The organism is Corynebacterium glucuronolyticum DSM 44120 (assembly GCF_030440595.1).
GTDB classification, from domain to species: Bacteria; Actinomycetota; Actinomycetes; order Mycobacteriales; family Mycobacteriaceae; genus Corynebacterium; species Corynebacterium glucuronolyticum.
Window position 1 is genome coordinate 1,198,947 of sequence record NZ_CP047452.1, and the last position, 20,001, is coordinate 1,218,947.

General features: G+C 56.8%; 18 protein-coding genes, 2 tRNA genes and 1 pseudogene. 18 read left to right on the plus strand and 3 right to left on the minus strand.

All coding sequences use genetic code 11. The annotated features are described in order from the left end of the window. The first annotated feature begins 64 nt into the window (after positions 1–64). The 4 genes from serA to CGLUCO_RS05480 all read left to right on the plus strand — a co-directional run bounded on the left by serA (position 65) and on the right by CGLUCO_RS05480 (position 4,107). Positions 65–1,660: a phosphoglycerate dehydrogenase gene (serA, locus tag CGLUCO_RS05465; RefSeq protein ID WP_005396125.1), complete on the plus strand. Its 1,596-nt coding sequence runs from the start codon at positions 65–67 to the stop codon at positions 1,658–1,660. Between the two features lie 55 nt (positions 1,661–1,715). Next, entirely contained in the window at positions 1,716–2,135 is a 420-nt protein-coding gene (locus CGLUCO_RS05470; RefSeq protein WP_231286173.1) for a hypothetical protein, read from the plus strand. A 126-nt stretch (positions 2,136–2,261) separates the two neighbouring features. Next, the gene (locus tag CGLUCO_RS05475; RefSeq protein ID WP_005392267.1) at positions 2,262–3,278 is read left to right on the plus strand and encodes a 3-isopropylmalate dehydrogenase; all 1,017 of its coding nucleotides are present in this window, start codon (positions 2,262–2,264) and stop codon (positions 3,276–3,278) included. A gap of 73 nt (positions 3,279–3,351) precedes the next feature. Beyond that, positions 3,352–4,107 carry a fumarylacetoacetate hydrolase family protein gene (locus CGLUCO_RS05480; protein ID WP_081446556.1) on the plus strand — a complete coding sequence of 252 codons (756 nt, stop codon included), beginning with the start codon at positions 3,352–3,354 and terminating at the stop codon, positions 4,105–4,107. A gap of 243 nt (positions 4,108–4,350) precedes the next feature. Here CGLUCO_RS05480 and CGLUCO_RS05485 read toward each other — a convergent pair whose 3' ends face one another. Continuing rightward, entirely contained in the window at positions 4,351–5,451 is a 1,101-nt protein-coding gene (locus tag CGLUCO_RS05485) for an isochorismate synthase (protein WP_034989638.1), read from the minus strand. 33 nt (positions 5,452–5,484) lie between these two features. On the opposite strand from CGLUCO_RS05485, the gene gltX reads away from it, so the two are divergent. From gltX to CGLUCO_RS05505, 4 genes are all read left to right on the plus strand, one after another. Beyond that, on the plus strand, positions 5,485–6,966 hold the full coding sequence (gene gltX / locus CGLUCO_RS05490) for a glutamate--tRNA ligase (RefSeq protein WP_084036231.1): 1,482 nt from the start codon (positions 5,485–5,487) through the stop codon (positions 6,964–6,966). 230 nt (positions 6,967–7,196) lie between these two features. After that, positions 7,197–7,268 (plus strand) — tRNA-Gln (locus tag CGLUCO_RS05495). A gap of 33 nt (positions 7,269–7,301) precedes the next feature. Beyond that, positions 7,302–7,374, plus strand: a tRNA-Glu gene (locus tag CGLUCO_RS05500). A gap of 596 nt (positions 7,375–7,970) precedes the next feature. After that, positions 7,971–8,849, plus strand: a complete 879-nt coding sequence (locus tag CGLUCO_RS05505; RefSeq protein WP_084036230.1) for a DUF1963 domain-containing protein — start codon at positions 7,971–7,973, stop codon at positions 8,847–8,849. A 300-nt stretch (positions 8,850–9,149) separates the two neighbouring features. Here the strand turns inward: CGLUCO_RS05505 and CGLUCO_RS05510 are convergent, their stop codons facing one another. After that, positions 9,150–9,350, minus strand: a complete 201-nt coding sequence (locus CGLUCO_RS05510; RefSeq protein ID WP_070739021.1) for a hypothetical protein — start codon at positions 9,348–9,350, stop codon at positions 9,150–9,152. Positions 9,351–9,856: 506 nt separating this feature from the next. Between CGLUCO_RS05510 and CGLUCO_RS05515 the strand changes: the two genes are divergently transcribed. From CGLUCO_RS05515 to CGLUCO_RS05560, 10 genes and pseudogenes are all read left to right on the plus strand, one after another. Further along, positions 9,857–10,804 carry a carbohydrate ABC transporter permease gene (locus tag CGLUCO_RS05515; protein ID WP_084036229.1) on the plus strand — a complete coding sequence of 316 codons (948 nt, stop codon included), beginning with the start codon at positions 9,857–9,859 and terminating at the stop codon, positions 10,802–10,804. After that, the gene (locus CGLUCO_RS05520) at positions 10,805–11,833 is read left to right on the plus strand and encodes a carbohydrate ABC transporter permease (RefSeq protein ID WP_084036228.1); all 1,029 of its coding nucleotides are present in this window, start codon (positions 10,805–10,807) and stop codon (positions 11,831–11,833) included. A gap of 165 nt (positions 11,834–11,998) precedes the next feature. After that, the gene (locus CGLUCO_RS05525; RefSeq protein ID WP_005392280.1) at positions 11,999–13,318 is read left to right on the plus strand and encodes an ABC transporter substrate-binding protein; all 1,320 of its coding nucleotides are present in this window, start codon (positions 11,999–12,001) and stop codon (positions 13,316–13,318) included. Positions 13,319–13,361: 43 nt separating this feature from the next. Further along, entirely contained in the window at positions 13,362–14,522 is a 1,161-nt protein-coding gene (locus CGLUCO_RS05530) for an ABC transporter ATP-binding protein (protein WP_084036227.1), read from the plus strand. Between the two features lie 225 nt (positions 14,523–14,747). Continuing rightward, a complete protein-coding gene (locus tag CGLUCO_RS05535; RefSeq protein WP_084036226.1) occupies positions 14,748–15,068 on the plus strand; it encodes a phospholipase D-like domain-containing protein in 321 nt (106 codons plus the stop codon). 172 nt (positions 15,069–15,240) lie between these two features. Beyond that, positions 15,241–15,471: a DEAD/DEAH box helicase family protein gene (locus tag CGLUCO_RS05540; protein ID WP_143336858.1), complete on the plus strand. Its 231-nt coding sequence runs from the start codon at positions 15,241–15,243 to the stop codon at positions 15,469–15,471. A 40-nt stretch (positions 15,472–15,511) separates the two neighbouring features. Beyond that, positions 15,512–16,795 carry a DEAD/DEAH box helicase gene (locus CGLUCO_RS05545; protein WP_159447580.1) on the plus strand — a complete coding sequence of 428 codons (1,284 nt, stop codon included), beginning with the start codon at positions 15,512–15,514 and terminating at the stop codon, positions 16,793–16,795. Beyond that, entirely contained in the window at positions 16,687–16,971 is a 285-nt protein-coding gene (locus CGLUCO_RS05550) for a DUF8090 domain-containing protein (RefSeq protein ID WP_472843674.1), read from the plus strand. The genes CGLUCO_RS05545 and CGLUCO_RS05550 overlap by 109 nt, the downstream gene beginning before the upstream one ends. 15 nt (positions 16,972–16,986) lie before the next feature. Then, a pseudogene (locus CGLUCO_RS05555) lies at positions 16,987–17,574 on the plus strand (DUF3427 domain-containing protein); the annotation flags it as partial. Further along, on the plus strand, positions 17,499–18,599 hold the full coding sequence (locus CGLUCO_RS05560) for an FGGY-family carbohydrate kinase (RefSeq protein WP_143336855.1): 1,101 nt from the start codon (positions 17,499–17,501) through the stop codon (positions 18,597–18,599). The pseudogene CGLUCO_RS05555 and the gene CGLUCO_RS05560, both read left to right, overlap by 76 nt. Positions 18,600–18,703: 104 nt before the next feature. Here CGLUCO_RS05560 and CGLUCO_RS05565 read toward each other — a convergent pair whose 3' ends face one another. Next, positions 18,704–19,399, minus strand: a complete 696-nt coding sequence (locus tag CGLUCO_RS05565; protein ID WP_005392294.1) for a metallophosphoesterase — start codon at positions 19,397–19,399, stop codon at positions 18,704–18,706. Between the last annotated feature and the right edge of the window lie 602 nt (positions 19,400–20,001).

Consider the following 20,001-nt stretch of genomic DNA (forward strand, 5'->3'; position numbering starts at 1 on the left):
AAAGTGAAAATATGCATTGCATTGTGAGTTATACGCCTTGTGGTGCCTGTAGTGAAGGAGAGACATGCCCAAGCGTAAACCTGTCGTACTCATCGCGGATAAGCTGTCCCAGTCCACGGTGGAGATATTGGGATCTGATGTTGAGGTTCGCTGGGTAGACGGCACGGATCGAGACGCTCTCCTCGAAGCCATTCCTGAGGCCGACGCTCTCCTCGTGCGTTCGGCTACGAAGGTGGATAAGGAAGTTCTCGATGCTGCAGCGAACCTACAGATCGTCGGACGTGCAGGAGTCGGCCTAGATAACGTCGATGTGGAGACGGCAACGGAGAAGGGGATTATGGTCGCTAACGCCCCCACGTCCAATATCCACTCCGCCTGTGAACATGCGCTGGCTCTGCTGCTCGCAACCGCGCGCCAAATCCCAGCCGCCGATAAGACCCTTCGCGATGGTGAGTGGAAACGCTCGAAATTCAAGGGCGTGGAGATTTACGGCAAGGTGATCGGTATTGTCGGCTTTGGGCACATTGGTCAGCTGTTCGCCGAGCGTATTGCCGCCTTCGGCGTTGATGAGATCCTTGCCTACGACCCGTATGCCAACCCCGCACGTGCTGCTCAACTTGGTGTGGAGCTGGTTCCCATTCGCGATCTGATGGAGCGGTCTGATTTTGTCACCATCCACCTTCCCAAGACTCCCGAAACGGAGCGCATGTTTGACCGGGACCTTTTAAGCTCCGCCAAGCAAGGCCAGATCATCATCAACGCCGCGCGTGGCGGGCTTGTCGACGAGCAGGCGCTCGCCGATGCGATCAACGAGGGGCGCATTCGCGGTGCAGGCTTTGACGTTTATGCTACGGAGCCGTGCACGGATTCGCCGTTGTTCTCGCTTCCCGAGACAGTGGTCACCCCCCACCTCGGAGCTTCGACATTTGAAGCACAAGACCGCGCTGGAAGCGACGTGGCGGACTCTGTTCTTATGGCACTCGCTGGCGATCTCGTACCCGATGCTGTGAACGTGCCCGGTGGGCGCCCGTCTCAAGAGGTATCCAGCTGGCTCAATCTTGCTCGCAAGCTGGGACTTATCGCTTCCGCAGTGCTGGAGAAGGCTCCGTCGACGGTGGAGATTGTCGCCCGTGGCGAGATCTCTCACGAGAACATCGAGCCTCTTGGTCTGTCTGCGCTGCGAGGAATCTTCTCCAGAGTCGTTGACGAGGACGTCAGCTTTGTCAACGTGTCACGTATTGCTGAGGAGCGCAACGTCACCGTTTCTACATATACCGAGCCACAGGCACAGTCTTACCGCTCGACGCTGGAAGTGACCGTTATCGCTGCAGACGGATCCAAGTATTCGGCGAAGGGCGCGCTGTCCGGAATCGACAAGGAAGAACGCATCATCACTCTCGGCAGGCGTCCGCTCGATCTGCATGCAACGGGCAAGAACCTCATTCTCCGCTACCAGGATCACCCCGGTGCTATCGGCAAGGCGGGGTCACGCTTGGGGGCCGCTGGCATCAATATTCTCGCTGCGGCGATGTCGATCGACCGTGACTCCTCCGCAGCAACGCTGGTTCTGCGAGTCGACGGTGATGTAGCACAGGAGACTCTCGAGGATTGTGCACAGGCGCTCAAGGCGACGGCAGTGAAGATCGACCTCGGCAAATAGTAGGCAAATAGAATTTACCTCTCGCAGGGCACTGCTGGCCGGTAGCATGGTGAATATGACGCACAGATCAGTTATCGTCCGCAGTGCCCTTGCTGCTGTTCTTGCAGCTTCCTGTGTCGCAGGACCAGCTTCAGCTCAGTCAACACAGGGATATGACCCGGACACGCCGGTAGGGCAGGTCATGTACGCATCCTCTCAAATCATTTGGCCACCACTTTTGGGCTTTATTAACTTCCTGCAAGCGGATAATGACAGAAACATGATGCTCAGTATCTATGCCGCGTCGCAGGGAGGCCTGGAGGTGCGGGGTTCTTTTAGAGAACTCGATCGTTGTGCGCAGGGACTGAATTCCTCTAACCCGGATACGATGGCACGGTTTTTTGGGGCCGGGGTCTGCCTCTTGGTTAACCCGTGGATTGTGGATCAATATCGGGAAGAGCAGAGGTACTTCGACACTGCGTACCGACTGTATTAGAAGTTTCTGGGCACACGCGGAGGGGGATCGTAGTGTGTTTTCCTGCGATTTTGTGTGGCATTGTTGCCGGGGGGTAGGGACTGTTAGACTTCAACTAGTCACATAGTGAGAAATGGAGTTCATAATATGAGATTGGCAGTGATTGGTGGAGATGGTATCGGGCCAGAGGTTACCGCCGAAGCGCTTAAGGTTCTGAAGACCGTCCGCGACGATGTTGAGGTCACCGACTTTGATCTCGGAGCGAAGCGCTACCTTGCTACCGGCGATCTGCTCACCGATGCGGATCTGGCTGCTCTTCGCGAGCACGATGCAATCCTGCTTGGTGCGGTTGGTGCGCCTGGCGAGGTTGCCCCCGGTGTGCTGGAGCGCGGACTGCTGTTAAAACTCCGTTTCGAGCTGGATCATTTCGTCAACCTGCGCCCGGCGAAGCTATATCCCACGTCCCCCAGCCCGCTGAAGGATCCCGGTGAGATCGATTTCGTTGTCGTCCGCGAGGGAACGGAGGGCCTGTACTGCGGCAACGGCGGCACGCTTCGCCACAGAACCCCGCACGAGGTGGCCTCCGAGGTATCGCAGAATACGCGCTATGGCGTTGAACGCGTCGTGCGCGATGCCTTTGAACGGGCAATGAAGCGCCGTAAAAAGCTGACGCTTGTGCACAAAATGAACGTGCTTGTTAATGCTGGCGGTCTGTGGAAGCGCACTGTCGATGAGGTTGCCAAGGAGTACCCCGAGGTGGAAGTGGACTACAACCACATCGATGCCGCCACAATCTACATGGTGACCAACCCGGAGCGCTACGACGTCATCGTGACCGACAACCTCTTTGGCGATATCCTCACCGATTTGGCTGGTGCCATCACAGGAGGCATTGGTCTAGCAGCGTCAGGCAACATCGATGCGACTCGCACGAATCCGTCCATGTTCGAGCCCGTTCACGGATCCGCGCCGGACATTGCAGGAAAGGGGATCGCCGACCCGCGCGCTGCCATCCTTTCTGTGGCGATGCTCCTTGAGCATCTTGGCGATGACGAGAATGCTCAGCGCGTCCGCGATGCCGTTGCCCATGACGTGGAGACACGCCCGGCGGGCGAGGTCAAGACCGCAGAAGTAGGGGATACGATCGCCGCAGCTCTCGCCTAGAGCCTGAACAACGTGCCCAGCTTCTTCTCGTTGGAAGACGCTGGGCTTTCTTGTTGTAGGTATAGTTTCCAATATGCGTTTTGCTCGAATTGCAACAAAAGAATCTATGAGCTTCTCCACCGTCGACGGTGAAGAGCAGAACCTGACGTTCCGTGCGATCGCCGGCCACCCCTTTGAGGAGCCGGAATACACAGGTAAGGAATTTCGCCCGGACGAGGTGAAGCTCCTCGCCCCGATGCTTCCCTCAAAGATCGTGCTTATCGAGGATAATCACGGTGATGGGGAGCCGAATTTCTTACTTAAGCCCCCGACTGCAGTTATCGGTCCGGGTGCCCCCATTAGGATTCCCGCAGCTGCCATGGGTGCGGCTTTTGAAGGCCAATTGGCACTCGTCATCGGGAAGCCGTGCAAGGACGTCGCTGCCGCAGACTGGCGCTCGGCAGTCTTTGGCGCCACGATTCTCAATGATGTCTCGGCTGTCGGCCTCGATACCCCCGGCGAACAGGCTGTTCGTGCGCGCGCATTCGACACCTTCTGCCCGGTCGGCCCGTGGATTGATACGGATCTCGAGTCACTCAACGTGGAGGACACCGAGGTCATCGGCCACGTGACCCGCGGTGAGGAAAAGACCACCTATGAAGAGGCGTCGACAAGCTCAATCGTGTGGAGCTTCGGTGAGATGATCGAATACGTCTCCCACACCATGACCCTTCTGCCGGGTGACATTATCGCCACCGGGCTGCCGGTGAAGCAGCACCAGCTCGCAGCAGGAGACACTGTCACTATTGAGGTAGAAGGCCTGGGGCAGCTGCGAAACCGAGTGCTCTAGAAAATCCTCAGGTTTGATAAAACCTGGTGATCGCAGGTAAGCGCTGGTGAATCGCGGACTGCTTGGTGATCTGCGGTACACCCTGGTGGGGCCGGGTAAACTCCCAGTTCCTCCGCTGGCAAAGACCCGCTAATGCGCTGGTGCGGGAGTGCCGCGCTGCGGTGCCGCGCTGCGGTGCTCGCGCATCCTAGCGCCTGCGATCCGGGGAGCTCTGGGTGAGCGGTAGAGCGTGGGTCAGAAAAATTACAACCCCAGCGCGCGCAGGATTGTTCCCAACTTGGCAGTTGTCTCCTCGAGTTCTTGCTGCGGATCGGACTGGGCAACGATACCGCCACCGGCCCATGCCCGGCCACGGGTACCGTCCTCTGACACCTCGGCGCAGCGGATAGCAACCATGAACTCGCCGTTTCCTTTCGCATCGGCCCAGCCGACAGTGCCCGCGTAAAAGTGGCGATCGGATTCCACATCGAGGATCATCTGGCGCGCGGCTTCCTCCGGGGTGCCACAGATCGCGGGTGTGGGGTGGACAGCGCGGGCAAGATCGAGTGCCGTGAGCGTTGGGTCGCTGAGTTTACCGCGTATGGGGGTAGCCAGGTGCCACACTTCGTTCGTGCTGGTCAGTTCCGGAGTGTCCGGGATAGTGAGAGACGAGGTGAGAGGTTCCAGCGACGCGCGGATGTCATCCACCACAAAGCGATGTTCCGCGAGATCTTTTGCCGATGCCAGCAGTCGGTTCGCTGCAGCCTGGTCCTCAACCGGATCTGCACTGCGCGGTGCGGTACCCGCCAGGGGGTAGCACGTGACTTCTGCGCCCTGCTTGCGTACGAGCACCTCAGGTGAACACCCAACAAGCCAGGATCCGCCAAGGTCAACGATGAAACCGTCATGGGATGACGACGTGGCAATGAGCCGTGCGGCGACAAGGCGTGGGTCAACCGGCTCGTCAAAGGCGATATCGACTGCGCGCGCCAGGACCACCTTGTCCAGGTTGCCACGTTTTAGTGCCTCCACAGCTGCGGTAACGCGAGCTAGATGTTCTTCAGGAGATGGGTCGAACCCGGCGATGTGCGCCTTGAGCGTAGATCCCTCGCCGGTGAGGTAGTACGGGTGGGGATGCAGCGATGTCTCCTCCCAGATCACGGACTTGGGAACTGTCAGTGCAGCAGGGGCGGAGGGATCGAAGGGGAGCGCCCCTACTATGAGCCCTGCCGTAGGTAGCGCGGCGATCGCCTCGTCAACGGACGTGTAAAAGGCTGCTCGTCCCTGGGTGCGGACGGAGCCGTGGACACGTGACAAGAGGAAGTCCGGGGCTGTGTGTGGTCTGGAAGGTCTGCTTGGTCGCATGATGAGAAATTGTAGCGGGTAGACTTTTAGACCATGTCTGATGTACGCGTTCGATTTTGTCCGTCCCCAACCGGCACGCCGCACGTTGGTATGGTGCGAACAGCACTTTTCAACTGGGGCTATGCCCGTCACACCGGTGGCAAACTGATTTTCCGCATCGAGGATACCGATGCTGCCCGCGATTCCGAGGAGAGCTACCAGGCGATTATCGAGTCACTGCAGTGGCTCGGGCTCGACTGGGATGAGGGGGTAGTAAAGGGTGGTCCTCATGAGCCCTACCGCCAGAGCCAGCGAGGTGACATCTACCTCGAAGTGCTGGAGAAGCTGAAGGAAACCGGATACGTCTACCCTGCTTACTCCACCAACGAAGAGGTTCAGGCTCGCCACAAGGCTGCCGGCCGTGACCCGCACCTGGGCTACGACAACTACGATCGTGATCTCACCGACGAACAGAAGGCTGCCTTCGAGGCAGAGGGACGCAAGCCTGTGTGGCGCTTCAAGATGCCCGAGCGTACCTGGACATGGAATGACATGGTGCGCGGAGAGATCTCCTTTGCCCCGGAGACGCAGCCCGACTACGTTGTCGCTCGTTCAGACGGATCCCCGCTGTACACAATGGTGAACCCCATCGACGACGCGATCATGGGGATCACCCACGTGCTCCGCGGCGAGGACATTCTTCCTTCCACGCCGCGCCAGCTCGCGCTGTACGAGGCGCTGAAAGAACTCGGGATTGCGAAGCAGACCCCGGAGTTCGGCCACCTCCCATTCGTCATGGGTGAAGGCAACAAGAAGCTGTCTAAGCGCGATCCGCAGTCGAACCTCTTCAACCATCGCGATGCGGGCATCATCCCTGAGGGGATGCTCAACTACCTGGCACTGCTCGGCTGGTCGCTGAAGGGGGACCAGGACATCTTTAGTGTCGATGAGTTCGTTAAGTCCTTCGACGTCCATGATGTTTTGGGGAACCCGGCCCGCTTTGACCAGAAGAAACTCGAAGCGATCAACGCCGACCACATCCGTATGCTTGACCCGAAGGACTTTGAGGAGCGCCTCAAGACCTTCCTTGCAGAGCACTACGATTTCCATCTGCCCGATGAAGACTTCGCCTTCGCCGCGACGCTGGTACAGACGCGCATCAAGACGCTTTCTGAGGCCTACGGTCTGCTCAAATTCCTTGTGATCGACGAGGACGAGTTCACCCTCGATGAGAAGGCAGCCCGCAAGAACCTCAAGAACGATGCGGTGCAGGCTCTCGCTGAATCTCTTGCTGCCCTTGAGCCCCTGGAGGAGTGGACGACGGAGAACATCGAGAAGGCGCTGTCGACGAGGCTTATCGACGAGCTGGAGCTCAAGCCACGTAAGGCTTACGGTGCCATCCGCGTAGCGACATCTGGTGAGGCTGTTTCTCCGCCTCTGTTCGAGTCTCTGGAGCTCCTTGGAAAGGAGCGCACGCTGGGGCGCATCAAGAAAGCTCAGACGGTCACTCCCTGGCAGGCTGAGGCGCAGCAGTAGGCAGAGAAGCCTTCGCGCATAAGCGTGTAAAAGCGTTCTTCACAACTGGCAGGCTCCTCGCACCTCAGGTGGATAGTTTCACCTGAGGCGCGAGGAGTTTTGCTAAATTCCGACGATGTCATTTTCGGCCGAATATCACACCCTAATACGAGCATTTACCTGGCGATTTGCTAGTAAACGGCGTTATGGTTATAGTTATCTGCGTTGCCGACGAGGAAGTCGGAAACAAATGGCCTATGGTGTAATTGGCAACACAGCGGTTTCTGGTACCGCCATTCTAGGTTCGAGTCCTGGTAGGCCAGCTCTTCATTTTCGGATGAAGTAAAAATAAATATGCCCCGTTCGTCTAGCGGCCTAGGACACCGCCCTCTCACGGCGGCGGCACGGGTTCAAATCCCGTACGGGGTACAGAGTTAAGGCAGTCAGTTTGTCACTGGCTGCCTTAGTTGTTTATTGGCGCGACGTGCATGGTATGACTGCCGGTGTGGGCTAGTGTGTGGCGCCGACCGGTGAAGAGCGTGACCCACTATTGAATTCCTTGCTGGTAGAGAGAACGCCAACTGGAACGGAAACGGCACTACGGTCTTCGCACGTTTTATTGTCAGGTATTTCTTTCGATTATTTCAGTCGGTCGCGATCAGCGAAGTTACTGTACTCGAAAGCGTGCTTTGGTCTCTCAGTAATTGTGAACAGCTTCAAGGAACCCCCGCAGTGATCGTTTCCTAGGGCGCGGGAGTAAGGATCATTACCGACCATCACGACTCCACCACGAGCCGATTGTTCCTTATACCGGGGTGAGGGGCGTGGGAGGGGGTTCGAGAGGGTTGGAGGGGGTACCCTCCCGGATTCTTCGCCGTGCGTTCAATGGTAGACGGTTTTACACTCTCAGTAACACATGGGAATGAGCACATCGGCGATGGAGAATCAGCCATTGTCGTGTACTCCCACCGTTGGATTACCCAATCGCATCGTCTCACATTGACCTTTTCGAGTAAGGAAAAAGAATGGTTGCTCTACATGGAACGTTCATTGGCGGAACACCCTTTTTGCCTGAGGGATATACATGGCCCAAAGGAAGATCTGGCCGGCCGCTGACCTTTGTTATCCAGGTTAATCTTGCTGATATTCCGACACTTGATGGCTACCCCTCACACGGGTTGCTGCAGCTCCTTACGGGAAATGATCTGTTTTTCGGCTCCGAAATTGAAGACACCTGCGATCTCGACAATCTTCGGAAGGATGCCGACGGCTGGGAACTGCGTTTCATCCCACGTATTCCCGGCACGGACTCTGCGGACCTTCCGCCTACTTCTCAGGATGCCATTCCTGCACCGAGTACCTTCGAGAGGTATCTGCCTTTCGTAAAAGAGGCAGATTATGTGTTTGAAAATCCGGTTGAACTCAACGGACGGCTGGCATCTTATCGTGGCAGCGAGCACTTCTTCGAGAAGGAAGAAGATGAACGCATGCGATTCCTTGATGAAGATGAGATGGAGTATGAGACCTGCTTTGTGGACTCAACTCCGGAGGTTGTGCAGTCGAGCGACAAGCTGTGTGTGGAGCTTGTTGACATTCTCGGTGAGGAAGAGGAGAGGGTATCCAATATCATCTTTGGCCCAGCCGGTACTTTTGCTAACGATCTCTTCTTTCCAGAGGGGTACACTCACCTTCTCAACCTGTCCACTGATAACTTTGACACGCTCATCTGGGGCGATTGCGGCACAGCGCACGTGTACGTCAGGGATGAGATTCTTGCTTATATGCGGCAGGAGAACGCTGAGCCACTCATTTTAGGCCCTCTTTCCTCTCTCGATGAGGCCCCCGGAAATCGTTTCGTGACAGAAAAAGAGCTACCTGTAATTTTTACGGTGGACTGTTTCTAAGAAATCCGCCCGAGACTGCACCATTGGGCTCTGACCTCATGCGTCTTTGAGACTGTCCACGTGCTCTACGAGCCGATGCCCCACCTAGATGCGTGGTTTTCCTCGCATCTGAGTGGGGCATTGTTTGTCGGAGGGTGTACGAGGCTTGTCGCAGGGTGTACGAGAGAGGGGGGAATTGGTTCTTGCGCTAGGAAGGGTTAGCCTCGGATTTGGCTCGGGTGGCGGTGATGGAGGGACCGGGCACTAGAGCAAAAAAATCGTGGCACGAAGATCGTGCCACGATTGAGGTATTCCTAGAAGTTACTTCTTGGAGATAGCGTCCTTGCCCTCGGCAACCTTGTCAGCAGCGTCTGCCTTGGAGGAGCCCTCAGCACCCTCGAAGGCGGAGCTGAGCTTGTCGAAGTTGGAGGAGAGGTTCTCGAAGTCGATGTCGCCGGAAGCGATGCCCTTGAGAGCCTTGATGATGGACTTTACAATGTTGAGAGTGGTGCTGAGATCCATGGATCTGGTCCTTCCTTTTCTTATGGGAATTTAAGGTTTCGCGCTACGTCTTTGTGGCGCGGTTTCTGATAGTAGCAGACAGCGTGTGGAGTTTGTCCAGCGCAACGCCCCATTCTTCTTTAAAGATATCACCTTAGCGCACATAAAGCCTTACTCTTAGTAAAAGTTAAGTTTTAGGGGGAAAGTTTTGTATTTTGGTATTCTCCCAGCTAATCGCGGAGCGGAAGGTGGATTTTGGGTGCCGGTCGGTTGTTTTTCTTATGTTCTACAAAGTTTCCGTACGGCAGAGGTGTGTACCCTACACCGGGGGTAATTAACGCAATCGGGCTGCTATTCGCAGGTGGATTTTGAGGGGTGTTGCTGAATGAGCGTGCCTATCCGCCTCTCACCCCGCGTTCTACGAGCGGACAGTAGAGGTGCTGCAAAGCCAAGTATTAACGGAGAGTTAACTGTTTAGGTCTGCGTAGGTAACTAACCGTTAACGTAATACGTTTAGGTTCACATTCATGGCTACGCTAATACCTGCGGTGAGCGAAAGGCCTGAGGTATCCGAAATATTCGCGCATAAGAAGCAACGTCCGCAATACAGCACCAAACAGATGCTGTTGGCGGCAGCGCTGGTGCTTCCGAACCTCATACTTCTGGTCATCTTCACCTACCGCCCTCTCATCGACAACATCAGGATCTCGTTCTATAACTGGAACATTTCCTCCCCGCGAATGAAGTTTGTGGGCTTGGATAACTACATTGAGTGGTTCACTGCCCCGGAGACAAAAACGGTTGTTTTCAACACTGCCGTGTTTACATTCTTCGCAGTGGCGGGTTCCATGATGATCGGACTTGCACTGGCGCTTTTGCTCGACCAAAAACTGTTCGGTCGGAGCGCGGTGCGATCCATGGTGTTTGCACCTTATGTTATTGCCGGCGCCGCCATCGGCGTTGCTTTCCAGTTTGTGTTCGACCCCAATTACGGACTCATCCAGTACTTCCTCGGTTGGTTCGGGATCGAATCACCAAACTTCTATCAAGAGTCCAAGTGGGCGCTGTTCATGATCACAACCACGTACGTGTGGAAGAACGTGGGCTACGTATTCGTCATTTACTTGGCTGCACTGCAGGGGCGCCGTAAGGATCTCGATGAGGCAGCGGAGATTGATGGAACTCCGCCGATGCGTCGCTTCTTCCGAGTTGTCATGCCTCAGTTGCGCGGGACGACATTTTTCCTGTCGATCACTGTGCTACTGAACTCCTTCCAAGTTTTTGACATCATCAACGCGATGACAAAGGGTGGGCCGTTCGGCTATGGCACCTCAACCATGGTCTTCCAGGTGTACCAGGAGACCTTCGTGAATAGCCGTGCCGGTTACGGTGCTGCCGTCGCCACGATCATGTTCCTTGTCGTTCTCGTTATCACCGCTATCCAGGTGTACTGCCAAGAAAAGGGGGATAAGTAAATGTCGAGCGCAATTGGTGTAGGCACAGGAGATGGCACCACCAGGCGCACGAAGCGCCGTCTGACCAGTGGACGTAAGCGCCAGCTCCCACTGCCGGAAGGCCCGAAGAAGAACCTGCCCCCAGTTCCAGGATCACAGGGAGAGGGCGAGCCCGTCATCACCGACGCGCAGCGGAAGCGTGTTGCGCGAGGCGGGGGAATGGAGCATACGTCCACGATTGCCAGGGTGTTCGGGTACATGGCGCTTGCTGCCACTGTCCTTGTCATCCTCGTGCCGCTGTACTTCATTGTTGTTACCTCGTTTAAGACATTCCAGGATGTCTACTCGGATCCAATTACTTTCTGGCCAAATCCTTTTGCCCCAGAGAACTATTCCTATGTGATGGAAACCTCAGGCTTCAACCTTTATCTGAGAAACTCTGTCATCATCACGGCGATACTCACCGTAGTGGAAGTCGGGCTGGGTGTGATGAGCGCCTATGCGTTTGCGTTCCTCAAGTTCCCCGGTCGCAACCTGCTTTTCATGCTCGTCATTGCGACGCTCATGGTGCCGAACCAGATCACGATCATTTCAAACTATGCGCTGGTCGCCTCCCTCGGTTGGCGTAACACATTCGCCGGTGTGATCATCCCGCTTGCCGGCGTTGCTTTTGGCACGTTCCTCATGCGTAACCATTTCATGAGTCTGCCGAAGGAAATCATGGAAGCTGCCGAAATGGATGGTGCTGGATTTTTTACCACGCTGTTCAAGGTTGTCCTGCCGATGAGCTGGCCGACGTTGTCGGCGTTTGTCCTCATTACGGTTGTCGGTGAATGGAACCAGTACTTGTGGCCATTCCTTATCACTGACACCGCGGCGACTGCTCCACTTCCTGTTGGCCTTACACGCCTGCAGGATGCCGAGGGCCTCACCAACTGGGGACCAGTTATGGCGGGCACTGTGCTCACCACCGTCCCCATGCTCGTTGCCTTCCTATTGTTGCAGAAGAAGATGATCAAGGGCTTGACCGCAGGCGCGGTCAAGGGCTAGATCACAGAGCCTTGTTCCGGAAAACAATCCTGTATCGCAGAACAGAGACTCTGCCGGACAACAAAGACCGTCCCCATCAACAAGACAACCCCTGGAAACACATCCCTTTTCCTGCCGGCGCGTGTCGCACCGTCAGATAACACACCTCATTCAAGGAGAATCACAATGAACCCGCTCAACATTGAAATCAGCCGTCGTAAGGCTCTCGGACTCGGCGTCATGGGCGCAACCGCCCTCGGACTGGCATCCTGCGCTGGTGGTAGCACCAGTGCCGCCGGTGGTGGCGGACAAGAAGGAAACGGCACGCTGCAGTTCTGGTCCAACCACCCCGCTAGCTCCAAGGATATGGAGCAGGAGATGATTGATGCCTTCATGGCGGAAAACCCGGATATTCCCGTCGAGCTTGTGAGCGCAGGCGCCAACTACGAGGAGCTCGCTCAGAAGTTCAACGCAGCTCTTGCCGGCGGAGACCTGCCGGACGTCATTGTCGCTAGCGACGTGACCTGGTTTAACTTCGCCTTCAACGAGGCCACCACTCCGCTGGATGACCTGTGGAAGGAAGTAGGAACCGACCAGGATAGCTACGTAGACACCCTCCGCGAGGACTATGCCTACGATGGCAAGCACTACGGCGTTCCATACTGCCGCTCCACCTGCCTCATGTACTTCAACACGGACATTCTGGCTAAGGCGGGCCTTCCCACAGATCGTGGGCCGAAGACGTGGCAGGAGTTCGCAGAGTGGGCACCCAAGCTCGTAGAAGCCAACGGCGGCAAGCCGGCGGTTGTCGTGCCCGATGGTTCGAACTACCTTGACTGGTACTTCCAGGGCATGATCTGGACCTTTGGTGGTGCCTACTCCAAGGAGTGGGAGCCCACGTTTACGGATCCGAAGTCCATCGAGGCGGGAGAGTTCCTCAAGGAAATGGTGGGGAAGAGGTACATCGACGTTCAAACCGATCCCACTGTGCAGTTCGGCGCAGGTAACGCCGCAGGTTTGTTGGAGTCCACAGGCTCGCTGCAAGGCCTGAACAAGACGGCCACCATTCCGTTCATCACCACCTACCTCCCGGGGCCGACCCCGGGCTGCCCGACTGGCGGTGCCGGCCTCGCCGTGGCCAACGGTATTTCTGATGAGCGTAAGCGCAACGCCGTAAAGTTCATCGACTTCATGACAAACGTAGAAAACACGGTGAAGTTCTCCCAGGCCACAGGCTACATGCCCGTACGCAAGGAAGCTATTGAGCATCCAGACGAGAAGGCGTACCTGAAGGACAACCCCAACGCCCAAACAGCGATCAAGCAGCTCGCTGAGAACACCGCTCCGCAGGATTACGCCCGCGTTTTCGTGCCCGGTGGCGGAGCCCGCATCGGCGGTGCGCTCGATCGCATCACCGTGGGACAGGAAGATGTCACCGCTGTGTTTGAGGATCTTCAGAAGGAAACCCAGAAGACCATCGACCAGCAGATCACGCCGTTCCTCTAAGCCCAGGTACGACAAAGGGAACGTGAAAGGAAGATAGTAGACAATGGCAGCTGTAGAGTTTCGCCAGGCCTCCCGGATCTACGACCCGGCACGCCCGCCTGCAGTGAGCAGGATCAACCTCACCATCGACGATGGGGAATTCCTTGTACTTGTCGGACCATCTGGCTGCGGCAAGTCCACCACCCTGCGAATGCTTGCTGGCCTCGAGCCCGTCGATGAAGGGCAGATCTTCATCGATGGACAGGATGTCAGTGAGTCCCGAGCTCGCGAACGCGACGTGGCAATGGTGTTCCAATCCTATGCGTTGTACCCCAATATGACGGCACGCCAGAATATCTCGTTCGCTCTGGAGAACCAGAAGGTTCCGAAGGAAGAGATCGACAAGCGCGTCGATTTCGCTGCGAAGATGCTCCAGCTGGAGGATCTGCTGGATAAGAAGCCGGCGGCGATGTCTGGTGGCCAGCGCCAGCGTATCGCCATGGGTCGCGCAATTGTGCGGGAGCCAAAGGTGTTCCTCATGGATGAGCCACTCAGTAACCTCGACGCCAAGCTTCGTGTGTCCACACGTGCCCAGATCGCTGCCTTGCAGCGCGAGCTGGGAGTTACGACTGTGTACGTGACCCACGACCAAACCGAGGCTATGACCATGGGGGACCGTGTGTGCGTGCTGAAGGACGGCATCCTGCAGCAGGTCGATGTGCCCCAGGTGCTGTACAACAACCCCGGTAATACGTTCGTGGCGCAGTTCATCGGGTCCCCGTCGATGACGCTGCTCGATGGTATCGCCGTGGAAGAGGGGCGTGCGGTTGTCGGCGAGGGACACCGTATGGATCTCAACTTGGCGCGGGAAAACGCGCTAAAGCTCAGTGGTAATACCGTGATCGTTGGAGTACGACCGGAAAACTGGGAGATTGTCTCCGTCAACGAGGAGCCCGAGGAGTTTTGTCTACCACTCGACGTCGCTATCGTCGAACACCTCGGTGCGGAAATTTATACTTACTGTCACGCACACATGACAAAGAATTCTCCAGTTCGTGTCCGTGGCAAGATGGTCACCGTACGTGCCGGTAAGCACGATGTCCTTGAAAAGGGCGACCAGATCTGGGTGCGCCCAGTGCCCGATGGTTGTGTGTTCTTCGATCCGGAGACGGAGATTAACCTCTCCTACCTCCCCAATCGTGAGACCGCGCCACTGGCTCATTAGGTAGCTAAGCCGAACAGATTCGTTGACCCCGCATGTTCTCGCATGCGGGGTCTACGTTATGTGTGGACGGCCGCGTTTACTTCCCTGGGCGGCGGTGGGCCCGTAGGGTTAGTGTTATGCAAGATGATCTGATTCAAGCGGTGCGCTACGGTTTTGTTTCTGCGCCAACGCCGTCTTTTTCTTAGCTCATCCCCACTCTCTCTTGTTTTTAACCAGGGCGCGACCATGCTGGAGGCCCTGCGCGCCGAAATTGCGATCGCTGGGTCTTTTCACTTTTCCGTGGCCTTTATCAACACCAGCGGCATTGGCGCGTTGAAACAGTCCTTGGTGGACTCCGGGCGCCGGGCTCTCCGCCAGGGCACGCGCAATACGATCATCACCTCCACCTATTTGGATTTCACCGATCCGGAGGCCTTGCGTGAGTTGATGGCCCTGCCGGGTGCGGATGTGTATGTTCACACGGATCTCGATCGGGGTTTTCATGCCAAGGGGTACGTCTTCGAGCATGAGGGTGGCGTGGCTACTGCCATCGTGGGGAAGCAGTAACCTCACCAACAATGCGTTGGCGAGCAACGAGGAGTGGAACTTCAAGTTTTATACAACCGGCGACGGTGACGTGGTCGAACTGCTGAGGCGGGCCGTCGACAAGCAACGATCTCAGTGCATCCCGCTCACTGAGGCCTGAATTGCAGACTATGAGAAGCGCCGGCGCAAGCGTGTGATCACCGTCGATGGCGATCAACCGCGGGTGGGGGAGAAGCTCGTTCCCAACCCGATGCAAGCGGTGGCGCTGGAGCAGATCGAGGACGTCCGCGAGGCGGGGGAAACGCCGACGGTGGTCATCTCGGCCACCGGCACAGGCAAGACAATCCTTGCAGCCTTCGCTGTTCGCCATGCAGACCCCACGCGCGTGCTCTTCATCGCTCACCGCGAACAAATCCTTACCTAGGCGCGGAGCGAGTTCGAGCGGGTGCTGGGGGCAAAGAAGTATGGCGTTGCCGTGGGGGCCGGGCAGACTGGTCGCCGATTACCTGTTCGCATCCGTGCAGACGCTGTCCAAGAACCTGCACATGGTGCCACGTAAGAGGTCTGACCACATCGTCATTGACGAGGTTCACAAAGCCGGCGCCGACAGCTACCGGGCGATTATTGATTACTTCACGCCTGGGTTCTTGCTCGGGCTCACGGCTACGCCGGAGCGAACCGACGGGTTCAACATCTATGACCTCTTTGATTACAACGTCTCCTATGAAATCCGCGTGGGTGAGGCGCTTAAGCAAAAGATGCCGGTTCCGTTGCACTACTACGGCATCGCCGATACCGGGCGGGTCGAGGATGTGGTGGACACGCTGCACACGTACGGCAGAGTAGACGATGTCCACGGGTTAATTTTTACCTCCAGCGTGGAGATATTCCACGCACTCGCCGAAGAACCCACCCGGCGGGGGATCCGCGCAGTTGCGCTCGCCGACGCGGATGCACCCGCGCGCCGGGAAGCAGTCGTTGGGCAGCTCGAACAAGGTGAGATCGACTACATCATCACCGTGGACATTTTCAATGAAGGTATCGACATCCCCTGTGTCAACCAAATCGTGCTCATGCGTGAGACGCAGTCCTCCATCGTCTTTACCCAGCAGCTCGGCCGCGGGTTACGCAAAGCGCCGGGGAAGGATCACCTACGCGTCATCGATTTCATCGGCAACTACAAGAACAACTACATGATCCCCATCGCCCTCACCGGTGACCAGTCTCGCAGCAAGGAAGCGTTGCGCAAGAAGGTGATCACCGGGGATGGGGTTCCCACCAATTCGACGGTGAGCTTCGACCGGATTGCTACCAAGCGTGTACTTGACGCAATCTCGACCAGCAAGATTGACGGTATGCGGGAGATCCGATCCGCTTTCACGGACCTCTCGCACCGCTTTGGACGGATTCCCCGGCTCATGGATTTTCTCCGCTTCGAAACGATGGATCCTGATGTTGTTGTTCGGAAGAAAAACTACTGGTCATTGTTGTGTCAGTTCCGGGCGGTGGAGCACGCGCCCACAGACGAGGAGGCACGTTTCCTCACCTTCATGTCGCAGGAGCTTCTCGATGCCATCCGACCCCAGGAACTGCACATCTTACGCTCCCTTACCCGCGGCGCCGGGGACGGCGTTGACCCGTGGAACTCATCCCGGATCCTGTCATTCGCCGTAACGTCTATCGGGTACTTACCCTGCAGTTTTATTCCGCCAAACAGTTCGGTGCACGTTTCGGCACAGTGCCGCTGATCCGCGAGGCTGGTGGTCGATGGTACCTCTCCGATTCTTTCTCCAGCCTCTACAACTCTTACTCTCCGGATGCCGATCCCGCGCAGTCCTTCCGCGCCCACGTCGACGATGTCCTCGACACTGGCCTTGCCCTGTCGCGCCTACGTGGCACCGACACGGGTGAGCTCGTAATTTGACGCCAGTACAGCCGCCGCCAAGTGTGTCGCATGCTCGGCTGGGACGCGAACCAAGAAGGCGTGATCAACGGCTACAAGGTAGACACCGCAACGTCGACATGCCCTATTTTCGTCACCTACGACGGGGACATGTACAACGATCACTTCAAGGACAACGGCGTCCTGCATTGGTACACGCGTCTGGATCGCACACTCGTTTCCCCAGAAATTAAACGCGTCCTCCAGTCTGAGGTTGCCCACCACCTGTTTGTGGAAAAGAGTGACCAGGAAGGCAAGAGGTTCTACTATTTAGGATGCGTTGATCCTCACGGTGCAGCCAATAGCAGCCACGGCGGCAAGCCCGTCGTCACCATGGATCTTGTCCTCCGTTCGCCGGTGGAGGAGCACCTCTACCGCCACCTCTCTAAATCTGAAAAGCCTCCGACTCCCCATGACCGTGTATGCCATCGATTTTGGAATCTCCGGTGCCAAGCGCTCCGACGGACGTACCGTAACGTACCCCACGCGCTATCCCCGCCCCTGGCCAGGTGGAGCAACAACCATCCGATTGGTTCCGCGCGTTCAACGAGCTTTTCGACCCTACAGCAGAGGCCATCGTCTTAACGGACCAGATGCACGACCTCATTTACCTGGATCGCGACGATGATGTCGCCGTCTTATATTCGGATACACGGTCCTCAGTACCAGACATCGCTGAGTGGGAGATCATTACCGGCAACCAGCAGGGGCCGACCTCGAACGTCGCGATGATGCATACACTCGGTGTTGAGCGAGTGGTGTTTTCTCCATTCAGCTATATCGCATACCGCCTTGGGCTTGGTCACTATGTAGATCCAACCACAGCATCGACCACCGGCTTTATGGACCTCGCCACGCGCGCGTGGTCTCCCGCCATCTGCGAGGCAATCGGTGTTGATCCGGCCGTGCACCTGCCCACGATCGGGCAGGGGCACATCGGCACCGATCAGGGGGTCGATATCATCCTCGCGCCGGGGGATGCTGGTACAACTGCACTTGGGATCGGGGAGAAGCACATTTACATGGGCACGACCGGGTGGCATGCGAGCATCGATATGGTAGTGGCGACCCATCGGCGGGAGAAACACACCCTTGCCTTGGGGAATGACAAGGATCGCAGCATTGCTGCGGTCCAGGTGGCGGGGTCTGCCCGGGAGGAAGCTCTGCGGCTTTTCCCCATCGACGGGGCGCTGCCGTCTGGGCCCTCCGGTGTCGTCGCCCTGCCGACCTTTTTCCGTGAGCGTTTTCCCCGCCGCGTAGAGACCCCTGGAGCAGCATTCATCGGCGTGACGCCGCAGACTACCCAGGCACACCTGCACAAGGCCATCTTGGAAGGGGTGTGCCTGGCGCTGAGCTTTGATATTGAGCCCAATGGTGCCCCGCTCGCTACCGTTGGCGGATGCACGCGGTCACCGGAATGGATGCAGATCCTCGCCGATGTTACGGGCTGGGTCATCGAGGTGCTTCCCGATTTCGACGCTGGAACAGTGGGGGCGCTGCGGTTCGCCGGTGTGGATATCCCCACGCCACCGCCCACTGCGGTTTACAAACCGCAGGAATCATACGAGCAGGAAAAAGACGTGTTCGCCACTGTACGCGCAGTGCTCTAGAACTAACAGCTCTTAAACTAACAGTGCGCGTTCCAGCCAGGCGCTGAGCACACTGAACCTACTGCAGACTCCATTCGGCTCCTCTCGGCTAAACGATAGAACTGCTAGCTGGCTCGAGAAGGCAAGGAAAGCTCGCGTAACTGGTACGTTTTCTGTTGCTGCCTCTCGGTTTTCCGAGCCATTGCGGTCATATAGTGGACATCTCTCAGCGACACTGGTGCGAGCCCTGTGGCCTCTAGACTGAGGTTGACAAAGTTATGGTCGATGAGGGTCTCGCGGTGAGTATGGCCGTGCACGTTGACAAGGTACCCATTCATTTTCGGGGCGAAACGGACGAGGTGCGGTTTGGTATAGCGGTTTTCCGCCTCGTTGCACGGTAAGTGGCTGAGCAGAACGTGGCCCACCTGTGGTACGTAGGTTTCCAACTGCAGAGTGATGTAGTCGAATACGGCGTTGAAGGGGGCACTCCATCGGAGGTTTTGGTCTAGCCCACACATGGGGTGAACCATGTCATGGTTTCCAGGAAGGAGAATGAGACTAGAAAGCTCCAATTCATGTTTCAACTGGTCAATAACCTCGAGGGCGTAGTCTTCGCGCCGCACAGTGATATCTCCCATGACTATGAGGTTTGCGCCGTGGGGGGTAACCCTCCTGATAGCGCCGATAATGTATTCGTCGTGCGCGTCTGTTGTAGAAAATCCTCGCTTTCGGCTCACCAGAGGGTGCCCGAGGTGTAGGTCGCTGACGAAGAATGTTCGATCCAGATCCTTAAATACGGAGTTGTTTTTCCTACCGTCCATTGTTTTTCACGTCTCCTTGACAGGTAGTGGAATGATTGTGGCATGGCATGTAGAGCCAGAAGATGCCAGGTTTGAGATGATTGTTACGTTATATGTCTGTTGCGACCCGACCCGTTTTGAAACGGCTTATTCTAAAAAGTTTGCTTGCCTTTGGAGGCTCTACTCTGCGTGAATGAGAATGGGGTTGCACAAGAGACAAGCCTTATGGAGTGGCACTCGGTGATCGCGACGCGCGTTAGAAGCGTGCGTCGAACCATGATCCCGCATCGATCTCCTCCCTTCCCCGAGTACCCGTCGTTTTCACCTAGGCGGGTGCAGTTTTTCGGTGTTCTGCACACATGTGTCAAGTTCTGCCTGCGTCAGCCTCTGCGCATTCTACTGCGGATTTTCGTGCAGGGTGTCACAACGGTGACGACGCGTACTTTATGCCACGCGACCGTCTCCCCGCTACCCGAACGTTGCACCCGCACTAATTTGAGTTGTTGATTTCGGTGACTATCCCCCCGCTCCCGATAGCAGACCAGCTTGTGTGAGACGTAGAGGCTCCTGCACGCCTTTGCTCATGGGCGTGGGGCCAGCCACCTTACAGTTAGTGTCCGGGC